This is a genomic window from Cognatishimia coralii, from assembly GCF_037478305.1.
Classification (GTDB): Bacteria; Pseudomonadota; Alphaproteobacteria; order Rhodobacterales; family Rhodobacteraceae; genus Cognatishimia; species Cognatishimia coralii.
Genome location: NZ_JBBGAZ010000002.1, coordinates 262932 through 276731, shown reverse-complemented (window position 1 = coordinate 276731; position 13800 = coordinate 262932). Strand labels below are relative to the sequence as shown.

General features: G+C 56.5%; 11 protein-coding genes. 4 read left to right on the top strand and 7 right to left on the bottom strand.

Features of this window, described 5'->3' with window-relative positions; genetic code table 11:
- Positions 1-43: 43 nt before the first annotated feature.
- Positions 44-1282 (bottom strand): threonine ammonia-lyase IlvA, encoded by a 1239-nt coding sequence (ilvA, locus tag WG622_RS06945; RefSeq protein ID WP_339402918.1) that lies wholly within the window; start codon positions 1280-1282, stop codon positions 44-46.
- A gap of 69 nt (positions 1283-1351) precedes the next feature.
- On the bottom strand, positions 1352-1843 hold the full coding sequence (locus WG622_RS06940; protein WP_339402917.1) for a hypothetical protein: 492 nt from the start codon (positions 1841-1843) through the stop codon (positions 1352-1354).
- A 387-nt stretch (positions 1844-2230) separates the two neighbouring features.
- Here WG622_RS06940 and WG622_RS06935 point away from each other — a divergent pair, with 387 nt between their 5' ends.
- Both WG622_RS06935 and WG622_RS06930 read left to right on the top strand, forming a co-directional pair.
- Positions 2231-3457: an argininosuccinate synthase gene (locus WG622_RS06935; protein ID WP_339402916.1), complete on the top strand. Its 1227-nt coding sequence runs from the start codon at positions 2231-2233 to the stop codon at positions 3455-3457.
- A gap of 76 nt (positions 3458-3533) precedes the next feature.
- Positions 3534-3812: an SCP2 sterol-binding domain-containing protein gene (locus WG622_RS06930; protein WP_339402915.1), complete on the top strand. Its 279-nt coding sequence runs from the start codon at positions 3534-3536 to the stop codon at positions 3810-3812.
- 89 nt (positions 3813-3901) lie between these two features.
- Here WG622_RS06930 and WG622_RS06925 read toward each other — a convergent pair whose 3' ends face one another.
- Complete coding sequence (locus WG622_RS06925) at positions 3902-4627, bottom strand: sulfotransferase-like domain-containing protein (protein ID WP_339402914.1); 726 nt, start codon at positions 4625-4627, stop codon at positions 3902-3904.
- Positions 4628-4795: 168 nt separating this feature from the next.
- Between WG622_RS06925 and msrA the strand changes: the two genes are divergently transcribed.
- Positions 4796-5464 carry a peptide-methionine (S)-S-oxide reductase MsrA gene (msrA, locus tag WG622_RS06920; protein ID WP_339402913.1) on the top strand — a complete coding sequence of 223 codons (669 nt, stop codon included), beginning with the start codon at positions 4796-4798 and terminating at the stop codon, positions 5462-5464.
- Positions 5465-5528: 64 nt separating this feature from the next.
- Here the strand turns inward: msrA and WG622_RS06915 are convergent, their stop codons facing one another.
- Positions 5529-7784 (bottom strand): NADP-dependent malic enzyme, encoded by a 2256-nt coding sequence (locus tag WG622_RS06915; protein WP_339402912.1) that lies wholly within the window; start codon positions 7782-7784, stop codon positions 5529-5531.
- 176 nt (positions 7785-7960) lie between these two features.
- On the opposite strand from WG622_RS06915, the gene mutS reads away from it, so the two are divergent.
- Positions 7961-10573, top strand: coding sequence for a DNA mismatch repair protein MutS (gene mutS / locus WG622_RS06910; RefSeq protein WP_339403011.1), 2613 nt, complete (start codon positions 7961-7963; stop codon positions 10571-10573).
- Here mutS and WG622_RS06905 read toward each other — a convergent pair whose 3' ends face one another.
- The 3 genes from WG622_RS06905 to hrcA all read right to left on the bottom strand — a co-directional run bounded on the left by WG622_RS06905 (position 10574) and on the right by hrcA (position 13728).
- Complete coding sequence (locus tag WG622_RS06905) at positions 10574-11623, bottom strand: TPM domain-containing protein (RefSeq protein ID WP_339402911.1); 1050 nt, start codon at positions 11621-11623, stop codon at positions 10574-10576.
- A gap of 470 nt (positions 11624-12093) precedes the next feature.
- A complete protein-coding gene (locus WG622_RS06900; protein ID WP_339402910.1) occupies positions 12094-12654 on the bottom strand; it encodes a nucleotide exchange factor GrpE in 561 nt (186 codons plus the stop codon).
- A 9-nt stretch (positions 12655-12663) separates the two neighbouring features.
- Positions 12664-13728 carry a heat-inducible transcriptional repressor HrcA gene (hrcA, locus tag WG622_RS06895; protein WP_339402909.1) on the bottom strand — a complete coding sequence of 355 codons (1065 nt, stop codon included), beginning with the start codon at positions 13726-13728 and terminating at the stop codon, positions 12664-12666.
- Positions 13729-13800: the final 72 nt, after the last annotated feature.

Here is a 13800-nt window from a genome sequence, read left to right as displayed (position 1 = left end):
TGCACCGTTCAGATTTGAGTATTTTTGGCAAGATGAAACGGCGTCAGATCACAAACTGCGCCAGCGTCTCGTCCTGCGTTATGTCGGTATAGGCCATGCCCAGTGCGTCAATCGCCGCGAAGAGGCGTTCGAAGTTCGCGGGGTCTTTGGTTTCGATCCCGATCAGGACCGAGCCAAAGTTGCGCGCGGATTTCTTGAGATACTCAAACCGCGCGATGTCATCATCGGGGCCAAGGATGCCAAGGAACTCTTTGAGGGCGCCGGGGCGTTGGGGCAGCCTGAGAATGAAATATTTCTTCAGGCCTTCGTATCGCTGTGAGCGTTCTTTGACCTCATTCAATCGCTCGAAATCAAAGTTGCCGCCTGAGGTGACACAGACCACGGTCTTGCCTTTGATCTCGTCCTTAATGTCGCGAAGAATATCGATCGCAAGCGCACCTGCGGGTTCCAGTACGATGCCTTCAACATTGAGGATCTCTAGAATAGTCGAGCAGATCCGATCCTCAGGCGCGGAGCGAACGTCGCTTGGATCGATGTCTTTTAGAGCGTCAAACGTCGTTGCCCCAATCCGCGCCACGGCCGCGCCGTCAACAAAGCTATCGACATGTTCAAGCGTTGTGGGGGCACCTTCGGCCAAAGCCGCTGCGAGGCTTTTGCCGCCTTCGGGCTCGACCAATGTGTAGGCGCAATCCTCCCCGAAATATTGCGTCACGCCCGCCGACAAGCCTCCGCCCCCAACCGGCAAAACCACACGATCCGGCACGCGACGCAACTGGTTTTCGATTTCAACGCCAACGGACGCCTGCCCCTCAATCACATCAGGATCATCAAACGGCGGTAGGAATGTCCCGCTTGCCTTAACACAATACTCCTGTGCTGCTGCCAGAGTGTCGTCGAAGTAGTCTCCGATCAGGCGCACTTCGATGGAGTCGCCACCAAAAACCTCTGTCTTAAAGACCTTCTGCTGCGGCGTGGTCACCGGCATGAAGATCACACCACGCACCCCGAAGTGGCGACACATATAGGCCATGCCCTGCGCGTGATTGCCGGCCGAGGCACAGACAAAGAGATCTTTGGTGGGATCCGCAGCCAATACCTTGCGCATCGCATTGAAGGCCCCGCGCAGTTTGTAAGACCGCACCGGGGTGAGGTCTTCGCGCTTCAGATAAATCTCAGCCCCGTATTTCTGGCTGAGGTGGTCGTTGCGCTGCAAGGGCGTCGGCTCAAAGACGCTGCGCATGGCGGTTTCTGCGACTTTGGCGAGGGTGCGGAAATTGGTCATTCCGCTTTGGTGACGCAAGCCATGACAGAGAGCAAGCCTTCGCGCCAAAGAATACCAATGAATACTGCGCTAAAGCGCCCTGTTTTCCACAGTAACACCGTAAATTGTCGTCAGGATGCTCACGCCAACCATAACCGTGAACCAAATTTGTATTGACGACAGCGCAAGGTACATGGGGCCAGAAATGTACTGAATTGGCTCAATCACGATCACCAAAACAAAGGACACAACACCAAGCAACAACACCATGACCAGAATAGCGCCAGACAGTCTGCGGGTCACATTCCATGCTCCTCTGATCGAAGCCTGTGTGTCCAATGCAGCGGCCGGAAGAACAGGTGAGAGCCTGTAGAAAACCCAAAATGCACCGACAATGACCGATATGACGATAAGGGCAGAAGCGCTTTCGCCGGCAGACGAACTGCTAAGCACAGCCAGAAGGATCGCCGTCAAAATACCTCCGCAAAGCAGCAGAAGAAAGATCTTCAGCCCTAGAGTGAAGTAAGCAACGATCCGCGCCGCGTTTAGCGAAGGTATCAGCGCCCCGCTGTCTTCTTCCATCAGGACATACCTGTGCCACGCAACCGCCACCCAGAGGCCCGCAAGAAATTGTAGAAATCCTGCGATAGTGGACGATGCGCCAGACGTGGTACCCAAGGCGTCACTGTCTGTTTGCTGCAGGTAATCGACGCCAAACACGATGGGCGACAGGACAAGCAAGAGCACCAGTGGCGATGAGAGCCGAAGGGCAACCCTCCAATTCCGCAAAATCAGGCGCACTGAATGCAGAAGTATCTTAAAACCCAACAAAACCGGCTCCAAATGCACATCGATCACTACGTTGATCGACTTTTTCTTTCGACTCGGCAACCCCGATAGGTCACACCGCTTGCCCCCTTGCGCAAAACGCGTTATCGGCCCTTCGTTGCTCGTCTGAAGGGAATGAATATGTCCGCGCCAAAGAAAGTTGTTCTGGCCTACTCCGGTGGCCTTGATACCTCGATCATCCTGAAGTGGCTGCAAACCGAATATGGTTGCGAAGTCGTCACCTTTACCGCTGACCTTGGTCAGGGCGAAGAACTGGAACCCGCGCGACAAAAGGCTGAACTTCTGGGCATCAAGCCAGAGAACATCTACATCGAAGACATCCGCGAAGAATTCGTGCGCGACTTCGTCTTCCCGATGTTCCGCGCCAATGCGGTTTACGAAGGTCTGTACCTCTTGGGCACCTCGATTGCGCGCCCGCTGATCTCCAAACGTTTGATTGAGATCGCAGAGGCCACCGGTGCCGACGCTGTCGCCCATGGCGCGACCGGCAAAGGCAACGATCAGGTCCGTTTCGAACTGGCGGCTTACGCCTTGAACCCAGAGATCAAAGTGATTGCCCCATGGCGCGAATGGGATCTCTCCAGCCGCACCAAGCTGATCGAGTTCGCCGAAGAGCACCAGATCCCAATCGCCAAAGACAAACGTGGCGAAGCGCCCTTCTCGGTGGACGCGAACCTGCTGCACACTTCGTCTGAAGGCAAAGTCCTCGAAGACCCAGCCGTAGCGGCCCCTGACTACGTCTATCAGCGCACCGTTGCACCAGAAGACGCGCCTGAAACGCCGGAATTCATCGAAATCGGCTTTGAAAAAGGCGACGCGGTCTCGATCAATGGCGAGGCGATGAGCCCGGCGACCATCCTGACCAAACTGAACGAGCTGGGCGGCAAACACGGCATCGGCCGTCTGGATTTCGTCGAGAACCGCTTCGTCGGCATGAAATCCCGCGGCATCTATGAAACCCCAGGCGGCACTGTTCTGCTCGAAGCCCACCGCGGCATCGAACAAATCACCCTGGATTCCGGCGCGGGCCATCTGAAAGACAGCCTGATGCCACGCTACGCAGAGCTGATCTACAACGGTTTCTGGTATTCTCCTGAACGCGAAATGCTGCAGGCCGCTATCGACAAATCGCAAGAAAACGTCACCGGAACTGTGAAACTGAAGCTCTACAAAGGTGCGGCAACCTGTGTAGGCCGTTGGTCTGACCACTCGCTCTATTCCGAGGCCCATGTGACCTTTGAAGAAGACGCAGGTGCTTATGACCAAAAAGACGCGGCAGGCTTTATCCAGCTGAACGCCCTGCGTCTGAAACTTTTGGCGACACGTAACAAGCGGGTCGAGAAGTAAGCTTCCCCAAAGTCATCATTGATCCATTTCCAAAGCCCGCCTACCCATGGCGGGCTTTCGTGTTAGGAGCCTCCAAATGGATCAAATCGCAGAAAAAATCGGCGCGGGCCTGTCTGGCAAAGACTTCGACGGCTCGCTGAAATTCGACTGCGGTGAGGACGGTGTGATCGTTCTGGCGGATGGCGCGGCCAGCACCGAGGATCAGGACACGGATTGCACCATCAGGATCAGCCAGGACAATCTGGTGAAGCTCCTGACCGGTAAGCTTAACCCTATGACGGGCGTCATGATGGGCAAGCTCAAAGTCTCAGGCGATATGGGCGTCGCAATGAAACTCGGCAAGCTACTGGGCTAAACGCGGGCGCTCTTTGGTGCCCGCATCGCTTTCATCTTGCCGCAAGTACTCTGGGGGAATTGGCGCGTGCCAAGGGGGCAAAGCCCCGACTACAGTTTCACCGCCGCGAGTTTTTCATAATAGGGCAATGCCGCCTCAAGCACGGGCTGCAACACGTCCGGAACCTCGGGCATCTCGCCCTCTGCTCCCGCAAATGTTTCAGAATTCCACACGGCCCCATACCAATGCGAGGCCCAAACCCCGTCATTTGGATGCCCTCCACGCGCCCAGGACATCATATTCGGTGAAAACCCGATCCCAATCGCCTCGCAAAGCGCCTCAAGTTTCTCTTGTGGCGCATCTCTTAGATCGCTGCTGTCCAGCACAACCGGCACCTGCCCCCAGCCACTGACCAAATCAAACAATTCGGCTTGTTGACGAAACCCTATATCCTCAAGCGTCGGGTTTTCCCGCTTGGCGGCATAGCTCGCGATAACCCGCGCCGGATGGCGGATCAGGAACACATTGATCACGTCACGCATCCAATCGCGCGGCACACCGTCGATCATGTGCTGGGTCATATGCTTCTGATAGTAATAGGGTTTTTGGCCTGGATTGTCCCCCATCAGGCAATCCGCAACCTTCTGAGGATCTCGGCTTTGGCTCGCCAGAATTTCATCCCGCATCGGATGATCCAACCCCGTCATGTCCAGATAAGCCGCATAAAACGGCTCATCCACCACCGCACAATCCGCGCGGCTGCCAAAGCTGTACATCATCGCCGTCGACAGATTTCGCGGCCCGCTCCACATGGCGATCTTCTTGGGGGTTTGCATCGCTACCTCGCTCGTTTTGCGCGGACGTTATGCGCCAAACCTCGGAAATCCAAGACTTAAACAAACTTCACCAAGCTGTGACGTCACGGGCCTGTGACTTGGCCGAAAAGCCCCTCTCGGGCAAGGTGCCCTCAATTTTTCGCCATCACGGTTTGAAAGGACAGGAATATGACGCGCATGGTCGCTTTGAAATATTGGCTGCTGGCTGGCTTTATCGCCATCGGCGCTTCTCTGCATCACGCGCCGGCTCAGGCTGGTACGGAAAAACTCATTGTGGCCGGCGGCTGCTTTTGGTGTGTCGAAAGCGATTTTGAATCGGTGAGCGGCGTGAAATCGGTGGTCTCTGGCTACACCGGCGGTACCCTCGCGAACCCGACCTACAAGGACGTCAGCAAGAAGGGCTCGGGCCACTATGAGGCCGTCGAGATCCGTTTTGACAACAACAAGGTCACCCGCGATGAGCTGCTCTATAAGTTCTTCCGCTCTGTGGATCCAACCGACGCTGGCGGTCAGTTCTGCGACCGAGGCGCCCCCTATCGCACAGCGATTTTCTATAAAAACGACGCGCAAAAGGCAGCCGCTGAGTCCGCCAAAGCCAAAGCCGCTTCTGACTTGGGCCGCAAAATCGTGACCCCGATCCTGCCAGCAAAAGAGTTCTACAAAGCCGAAAAGGTACATCAGGATTATTACAAAGGCACCAAGCTGGTTCTGACCCGCTTTGGTCCAAAGAAACAATCCGAAGCCTATAAACGCTATCGCCTTGCCTGCGGTCGAGATGCCCGTGTTCAGGAACTCTGGGGCAGCGACGCGCCTTTCGCTCATAAACTACTGAACTAATTCAGCAAAACTCGCATTAAAAAAGGGGGCCTAGTGGCCCCCTTTTTTGTGATTCCTAAGGTCGTTACCCGATCTTACAGGCCGCCAAGATCGCCATGTTCACGATGTCATTGGCGGTCGAGGCCGTAGAGCAAATCTGAATGTTCTGATCGATACCCGCCAAAATAGGGCCGATCACAGTGGCATCCGCCATTTCCTGCATAAGCTTCGTTGAAATGCTCGCCGAGTGGCGCGCAGGAACAACCAGGATATTTGCGGGCCCGGTCAGGCGCTGGAATGGATAGGCTTCTTGCTGAGATGGGTTCAACGCCACATCCACGGTCATTTCGCCCTCATATTCGAAGTCCACGCCGCGTTTGTCCAAAACTTGCGGCGCAATGTGCATTTTCTCGGCGCGCTCAGAAACCGGATACCCAAAGGTCGAGAAGCTGACAAAGGCAACACGCGGCTCAAGACCGATGTGACGCGCGACACCAGCGGCACGCTCTGCGATATGTGCCAGGTCGTTTTCATCGGGCCATTCATGCACCAGAGTATCGCCGATCAATACAATACGACCTTTGTGCAGCAGAGCCGTTACGCCGACAGCCCCCGCGTCCGCACTAGCATCAAACACGTGGTTGATCAGCTCCATCACATGCGCAGACTTACGCGTCGCGCCGGTCACCAGACCATCTCCGTGACCATGCGCCAGCATCAGGGACGCAAAGACATGACGATCCCGCGACGCGAGGCGATGCACGTCGGTGCGGTTAAAGCCCTTACGTTGCAGACGCTTATAAAGGAAATCCTTGTAGGTTCCCAAATGCAGCGTGTTCGCCGCGTTCACTACTTCGATCTCGGAAACCGCGTCGCCCAGACCTGCTGCTTCGAGCTTTTCGGCCACGTCGGCTTCGCGTCCAACGACAATCGCTCGGCCCAACCCGCTACGGGAATAGGTCACAGCTGCACGCAGAACACGCGGATCGTCGCCCTCGGCAAAAATCATCCGCGCCTGCGCGGACCGCGCCCGCGCGTTCAGGCTGCGCAGGATGTTGGCGGTCGGATCCATCCGCGATTTCAAGTTTTCCTCATAGGAATTCATGTCGATGATCGGACGACGCGCAACGCCGGTATCCATACCGGCCTTCGCGACCGCCGGCGGAATGATGTGGATCAAACGTGGGTCAAATGGCGTCGGGATAATGTAATCCCGACCGAAGGTCAGCTTGCGGCCATACGCCATCGCGACCTCATCAGGCACATCCGCCCGCGCGAGTTCTGCCAGCGCACGGGCACAGGCGATTTTCATCTCGTCATTGATCGCGCGCGCGTGAATATCCAGAGCACCGCGGAACAGATACGGGAAAGCCAGTACGTTGTTCACCTGGTTCGCGTAATCCGAACGGCCAGTGCCGACGATGGCATCGGGCCGCACTTTCTGCGCTTCTTCTGGAGTGATTTCCGGATCCGGGTTCGCCATTGCAAAGATCAGAGGATCCGGTGCCATGGTTTCAACCATCTCAGGCGTCACAGCACCCTTAACGGAAACGCCAAGGAAGACATCCGCGCCCTTCATGGCTTCTTCCAAAGTGCGCAGATCGGTATTCGCCGCATGCGCCGATTTCCACTGGTTCATACCTTCGGTACGCCCCTGATAAATCACGCCTTTGGTGTCACAAACGATGCAATTGTCATGCTTCGCGCCCATGGCCTTCACGAGTTCGATACAGGCAATGCCCGCAGCACCCGCGCCATTCAGCACGATCTTCACATCTTCGATTTTCTTGCCAGAGATCTTAAGCGCATTCAGAAGACCCGCCGCACAGATCACCGCCGTGCCGTGCTGGTCGTCGTGAAAGACCGGAATGTCCATCTCTTCTTTAAGGCGCTGCTCAATGATGAAACACTGAGGCGCTTTGATGTCCTCAAGGTTGATGCCGCCAAAGGTTGGGCCCATCAGACGCACCGCGTTGCAGAACTCATCGGGGTCTTCGGTGTCCAGCTCGATATCGATCGAGTTCACATCGGCAAAGCGCTTAAACAGAACCGCTTTACCTTCCATAACCGGCTTAGAGCCCAGCGCGCCGAGGTTCCCCAAACCAAGAACCGCGGTCCCGTTCGAGATCACCGCAACTAGGTTGCCTTTGTTGGTGTAGTCATAAGCCGTCGAAGGGTCTTCGGCGATCGCTTCGCAAGGCACCGCCACGCCCGGAGAATAGGCCAACGACAGGTCGCGCTGCGTGGTCATTGGAACAGTAGCGTTGATTTCAAATTTCCCGGGGGTCGGCTCTAGGTGAAAGGCTAAAGCCTCTTCTGACGTAACTTTGGTCTTGGGCATGGGTGCATTCCTTTGGATCAGAGTCGTGATATCCACAGAAAAGGTCGCCCACAACCTTGTTAGCGTCAAAACCGTATTAATTCGGCTTCCACCTCACGGCCCGAGTTTGCTACACCTGCGGGACGAAACCTTGGGGGGTTCCAGCAGTGAACGCAGCAAAGCCTGCCGTGACGCCAATGATGGCGCAATACCTAGAGATCAAAGCCGCGAATCCGGACGCCTTGCTGTTTTACCGGATGGGGGATTTCTATGAGATGTTCTTTGACGACGCAGTCGCGGCCGCCGAGGCTTTGGACATCGCACTGACCAAACGCGGCAAGCACGATGGCGACGAGATCCCTATGTGCGGCGTGCCTCACCACGCGGCGGAGGGATATTTCCTGACGCTGATCCGAAAGGGATTCCGCGTGGCCGTTTGCGAGCAAATGGAGACGCCGGCTGAGGCAAAAAAACGTGGCTACAAAGCCGTTGTCCGTCGCGAGGTCGTGCGGCTTGTGACGCCCGGCACTTTGACCGAAGACTCCCTTCTGGACGCACGCCGCCACAACTTTTTGGCCGCATTTTCACAAGTCCGGGACGAGGCTGCTTTGGCTTGGGCGGACATCTCGACGGGCGCATTGAATGTGATGGTTCTGCCACGCGTTCGGCTGGGCGCAGAGCTGGCTCGGCTGGCCCCATCAGAGCTTTTGGTGGCTGAAGGCTCGGAAGGCGGTTTAGGTGAAATAGTCTCTGATATGGGCGTTCCTTTGACCTCTGTGTCGCGTGGTGCGTTCGACAGTACATCGGCAGAAAAACGGGTGGCTGGCCTGTTCGACGCAGCCTCATTGGACGCCTTCGGCAGCTTCACACGCCCTGAAATCGGCGCGCTTGGTGCCATCGTGGACTATCTGGAAATTACCCAAAAAGGGAAACTCCCACTTCTGCGTCCTCCGCATCGAGAGACACTCGGTGGCACAATGCAGATCGACATGGCGACGCGTCGAAACCTGGAACTAACACAAGCGCTCAGCGGCGGCCGCGCGGGATCCCTTTTGGCGACTGTTGACCGCACCGTAACCTCGGCGGGCGCTCGGCTTTTGGAACGCCGGATTTCATCGCCCGCCTTGTCGCTGGATCCCATTCACGCGCGGCTGGATGCGGTGAGTTACTTCTCAGAACACGCACCCCAATCCCGCGACCTGCGCGAGATTTTGAAACGCGTCCCCGATCTTGACCGCGCCCTCTCTCGCCTATCGCTGGATCGCGGCGGCCCACGAGACCTTGCGTCCATTCGCAACGGTCTCATTCAGGCAACTGAACTTGCCGAACGCGGGCTGCCCGATGCCCCTCACCTTTTGACGGATGCATTGAATGCGCTGACGGGCCATGACGCGCTGGTTGATTTGCTCGATGCAGCCCTCGTGGCCGACCCGCCCCTGCTTGCCCGAGATGGTGGTTTCATCGCACCCGAGTACGACGAAGCCCTCGACGAGGCGCGCAAGCTGCGCGACGAAGGGCGTGGGATCATCGCTGGAATGCAAGCTGAGTTTGCGGAACTGACAGGCATCCAGTCCCTCAAGATCAAACACAACAACGTCCTTGGCTATTTCGTAGAGACCACCGCAAAACACGCCGACGCGATGATGTCGCCACCCCTATCCGAGACCTTTATTCATCGACAAACAACCGCCAACCAAGTGCGGTTCACAACGGTGGAACTGTCCGACCTGGAAACCCGTATCCTGAACGCGGGCAATACGGCGCTTGAGATCGAAAAGTGTCTCTATGACACCTTAAAAGGCGCGGTTTTGGATGCGTCTGCGCAGATCTCGACCGCGTCGCGTGCGCTCGCTGAGCTCGATGTTCAGGCCGCGTTTGCTGATCTCGCCACCTCTGAAAACTGGGCGAGACCGGTGGTCGACGACAGCCATGATTTTGCGATCACAGGCGGGCGCCATCCGGTTGTCGAAGCAGCCCTCCGGCAACAAGGCGGTGCGCCTTTCGTGGCCAACGACTGTGATCTCTCGCGCTCCGGCGACGCGCATATCTGGCTTTTGACCGGTCCCAACATGGCCGGTAAATCCACTTTCCTGCGCCAGAACGCTTTGATCGCACTCCTCGCCCAAGTCGGCAGTTTCGTTCCCGCGGACGCCGCCAAAATCGGCCTTGTCAGTCAGCTCTTTTCCCGCGTTGGCGCGTCGGATGATCTGGCCCGAGGCCGGTCGACATTCATGGTCGAGATGGTCGAAACCGCCGCGATCCTAAACCAAGCCGATGACCGCGCCGTCGTGATCCTTGACGAAATCGGCCGAGGCACCGCGACCTATGACGGGCTGTCGATTGCCTGGGCGACGCTCGAACATTTGCACGAGGTCAACAAATCCCGCGCGCTCTTCGCCACGCACTATCATGAAATGACCGCGCTGGCCGGCAAGCTTGACGGTGTCGACAACGCCACGGTCAGCGTTAAGGAATGGGACGGCGAGATCATCTTCTTGCACGACGTCAAACGTGGCGCGGCGGATCGCAGTTACGGCGTGCAAGTCGCGCAACTGGCGGGCCTACCGCCCTCCGTCGTCGAACGCGCGCGCAGTGTTTTGGAGATGCTCGAGAAGAACGAGCGTGACGGTGGCGAAACCAAGGCTCTGATTGATGACTTGCCCCTCTTTGCCGCAACACCTGCGCCAGCGCCAAAGCCTTCCGCGCCGTCGCCTGCGGTCGAAAGGCTTCAGTCGATGAATCCAGACGACCTCACGCCCCGCGAAGCCTTGGAATTACTCTATGAATTGAAAGGCTTAGCGCAGGAATAACTACCAGCTACCACTTGCGCCCCCGCCCGAAGAAGACCCGCCCCCAAAGCTCCCGCCCGAAGACGACGAGCTGCTTTTGGACTTTTTTGGGATCGTCACATGGGTCGAATAGCTGTCGTCGCAATGCTTGCAATGATAGTCGACGCGTTTCAGCCCCTCGGAGCTGGTCGTCGCATGCTCAATGATCGTCGTCGTCCCCGCCAAAGTCCGGTAGTTGCAGGTACGACAGGCGCCATAACTGCTGAACCAGCTTTTATAGGCTTCGATTGTGCGATGGTCGCATTGGTCGCAGAGCCAAACATCATAGTCGACGCTTTGAAGCTTTTCCTCGATCTTTTCGCCATCTTTTAGGTACTTGTCGTCCTCTAGCTCATCCACCCTGCGCATCACCGATCCATCCTCAGGACAGATCCGGGGCTTATTGCGTTTCCACTTGCGATACTGGCGATACCCGAGCCCCGCAAGAAAGGCATAAAGCACGGCGATCCAATCGCCGACTATCTGCCGCCCCCAAACGATCCGGTTCCAAAGCCGCTCTAGAAAAGTGGAATTGAACTCTCCGGGCCAGGTGCCGCTGACCTCGTGTATGATCGCATCGACACCGCGCTCAATTCCGCGAAAATAGTCGCCGTCGCGAAAGTTCGGTATGATCTTGTCGTCGATGATCGCCGCCATCGCGTCGTTCTTGTCATCGCCATAGCCTGACCCCACTTCGATCCGAAGCACGCGATCCAGACGCGCGACCAGCAACATGACGCCATCGTTCCGAGTCGCATCTCCGACACCCCAAGCATTGAAGAGCCCCGTCGCGAAAGGTTCGATCGCGCCTTCATGACCGTAGTCCGACATATTGTCGATCACCACGACCGTGAACTCGATGTCGGTTTCCCGGCGGAGCTCTTTCAGTTTTTCTCGCAGGACCTCTTCTTGTTCGACGGACAGCAGGTAGGCAAAGTCGTTGACATAAGGCTCGGTGTAATCGGGATAGGATTGCGCCGTCGCGCTTATCGGCAAAAGCGCCAAACAGAGCACAGCGAGACATCTAAGCATGCGAAACCACCCCTCTATGAAACCGTTAACGCAGCCATCTTTCCCTAATTTTCGTGTCTTAGATAGCTTTGGTTGTGAGATATTTGGAATGATCTGATGGTTTGGGCGCTTGAAACGGGCAAATTCGCGAAATTTACATAGCAAAAATCGAATATTGAAATAGGTGAATTTTTGGAAATTGCGGAAAATCGCTATCAAAATCCGAACATTTCGGCGTTTTCACCGCCAACCGCTGAATTGTCGCTTAATTTCAAACAGTTATCGAGCGAACTTACCGACTGTTGCCGCTAGTAGAGTATATTTGGCTGCCTGAAGCACGGATGCGGATTTTCCCAGAAATTGCCATTTACTGGTGAAATAGAGTCTAATATTTTCCTTTTAGAGCCGCATTGCGTTTCTGAAATCCATAACGAAAAAACCCCAGCTCTCTCGAGCCGGGGCTTTCGCAATTCATCGATGTGGCTTTGGGGTTAGCCGACGTTTGAACTCACACCAACCTGCGCCGGACGCAGCAGGCGATCATGCAGCATAAAGCCCTCAGCCGAGACCTGAATGATCTCGCCTGCTTTGGTACCCGGCACCGGCGCTTCGAACATCGCCTCGTGCTGGTTTGGATCGAATTTGTCGCCAACCTCGGGGCGGATCATTTCCAGCCCGTGCTTTTTGAAGACGTTCAACAGCTCGCGCATGGTCAGCTCGATGCCAGTGATCACACCGGACGCGCTTTCTTTCTGCTCGTCCGTGATCGACTCAATCGCACGTTTCATGTTGTCGTAGACCGGCAGCATGTCACGTGCCAGCTTGGACCCACCATAGTTCTCGGCATCGCGACGGGCTTTGTCCGCCCGCTTGCGGGAATTCTCGGCATCCGCCAAGGCGCGCATCCAGCGATCTTTGTAGTCGTCCCGCTCGGCTTTCAGCTCGTCCAGCTCAATTGCTTCGTCTTCAAGCTCGTCCAGATTCTGCAGAAACTCTTCGGCCTCCGCATTTGCAACGTCATCCAGAAACTCTTCTTCTTTCGGCTCTGCCATGTCTCACCTCTATGTCCGGTCAGAAATCAATTTCCCGACCAGCTGCGCCGTATAGTCCACGATGGGAACGATCCGTCCATAGTTCAGACGTTTGGGCCCAATGACCCCGACCGCACCCACAATCTTTCGATCAGCGTTCATATATGGAGACACCACCAAAGAGGAACCCGAAAGTGAAAAAAGTTTGTTCTCTGAGCCAATAAAAATGCGCACGCCTTCGCCTTGATCGGCCAATTCGAGGAAACCCGCGATGTCACGCTTGCGTTCGAGGTCATCAAAGAGGGTTCGAATCAGATCGAGGTCGCCCTCAGACTGCCCGGTGTCCAACAGATTAGAGCGCCCGCGGACGATCAGACGTTCTGGCGAGTCTCCGTCGTCGGCCCATGCGGCGAGGCCCTGGTCGATCAGAGTCCGCGACAGGACGTCGATTTCCTGCTGACGTTTTTCAATTTCGCCGCGCATCACGGTTTGCAGCTCTGACAGGGTTTTGCCTTCGATCAGAGCATTCAGGAAATTCGCGGCCTCTCGCATAGAGCTTGGCGTTTGCCCGGGCGGCGGCGTGAAAAGACGGTTCTCTACATGACCATCGGCCATCACCAGAACCACCATTGCGCGGTCGTGGCCCAAGCTCACGAATTCTATGTGCCGGATCGGTGCTTCATGTTTCGGCGCCAACACCAAGGACGCGCCCCGTGTCACGCCGGATAGCGCAGATCCCACGCGATCCAACATCGCGCCGACGTCGCCCGCGTTGTCGCCAAGCGTCGCGTCGATTTTCTGCTGGTCGGATTGGTCCAGATCCTGCACTTCAAGCAGCCCATCCACAAACATCCGCAAGCCCTGTTGCGTGGGCACGCGTCCGGCGCTGACATGAGGAGAATCCAGCAAGCCAAGATACTCCAGATCCTGCATCACATTACGGATCGTCGCGGCCGAAACTTTTTCCGACAACTCGCGCGTAAGCGTCCGTGACCCGACAGGTTCACCGGATTCCAAATAGCCTTCGACCACGCGGCGAAACACCTCGCGCGACCGGTCGTTCAGCTCATTCAGGATATCGCTTTGCTGGCTCATGCTTATTAATCTATGCGCGATGGCCCGGGGCGCAAGCGGAAAGGGCAAAGAGGGTTGCGCTTGCCGCCCCGC

Coding starts and splice junctions, on each gene's coding strand:
- ilvA (WP_339402918.1), bottom strand. CDS start 1,282: ATGACCAATTTCCGCACCCTCGCCAAAGTCGCAGAAACCGCCATGCGC.
- WG622_RS06940 (WP_339402917.1), bottom strand. CDS start 1,843: ATGGAAGAAGACAGCGGGGCGCTGATACCTTCGCTAAACGCGGCGCGG.
- WG622_RS06935 (WP_339402916.1), top strand. CDS start 2,231: ATGTCCGCGCCAAAGAAAGTTGTTCTGGCCTACTCCGGTGGCCTTGAT.
- WG622_RS06930 (WP_339402915.1), top strand. CDS start 3,534: ATGGATCAAATCGCAGAAAAAATCGGCGCGGGCCTGTCTGGCAAAGAC.
- WG622_RS06925 (WP_339402914.1), bottom strand. CDS start 4,627: ATGCAAACCCCCAAGAAGATCGCCATGTGGAGCGGGCCGCGAAATCTG.
- msrA (WP_339402913.1), top strand. CDS start 4,796: ATGACGCGCATGGTCGCTTTGAAATATTGGCTGCTGGCTGGCTTTATC.
- WG622_RS06915 (WP_339402912.1), bottom strand. CDS start 7,784: ATGCCCAAGACCAAAGTTACGTCAGAAGAGGCTTTAGCCTTTCACCTA.
- mutS (WP_339403011.1), top strand. CDS start 7,961: ATGATGGCGCAATACCTAGAGATCAAAGCCGCGAATCCGGACGCCTTG.
- WG622_RS06905 (WP_339402911.1), bottom strand. CDS start 11,623: ATGCTTAGATGTCTCGCTGTGCTCTGTTTGGCGCTTTTGCCGATAAGC.
- WG622_RS06900 (WP_339402910.1), bottom strand. CDS start 12,654: ATGGCAGAGCCGAAAGAAGAAGAGTTTCTGGATGACGTTGCAAATGCG.
- hrcA (WP_339402909.1), bottom strand. CDS start 13,728: ATGAGCCAGCAAAGCGATATCCTGAATGAGCTGAACGACCGGTCGCGC.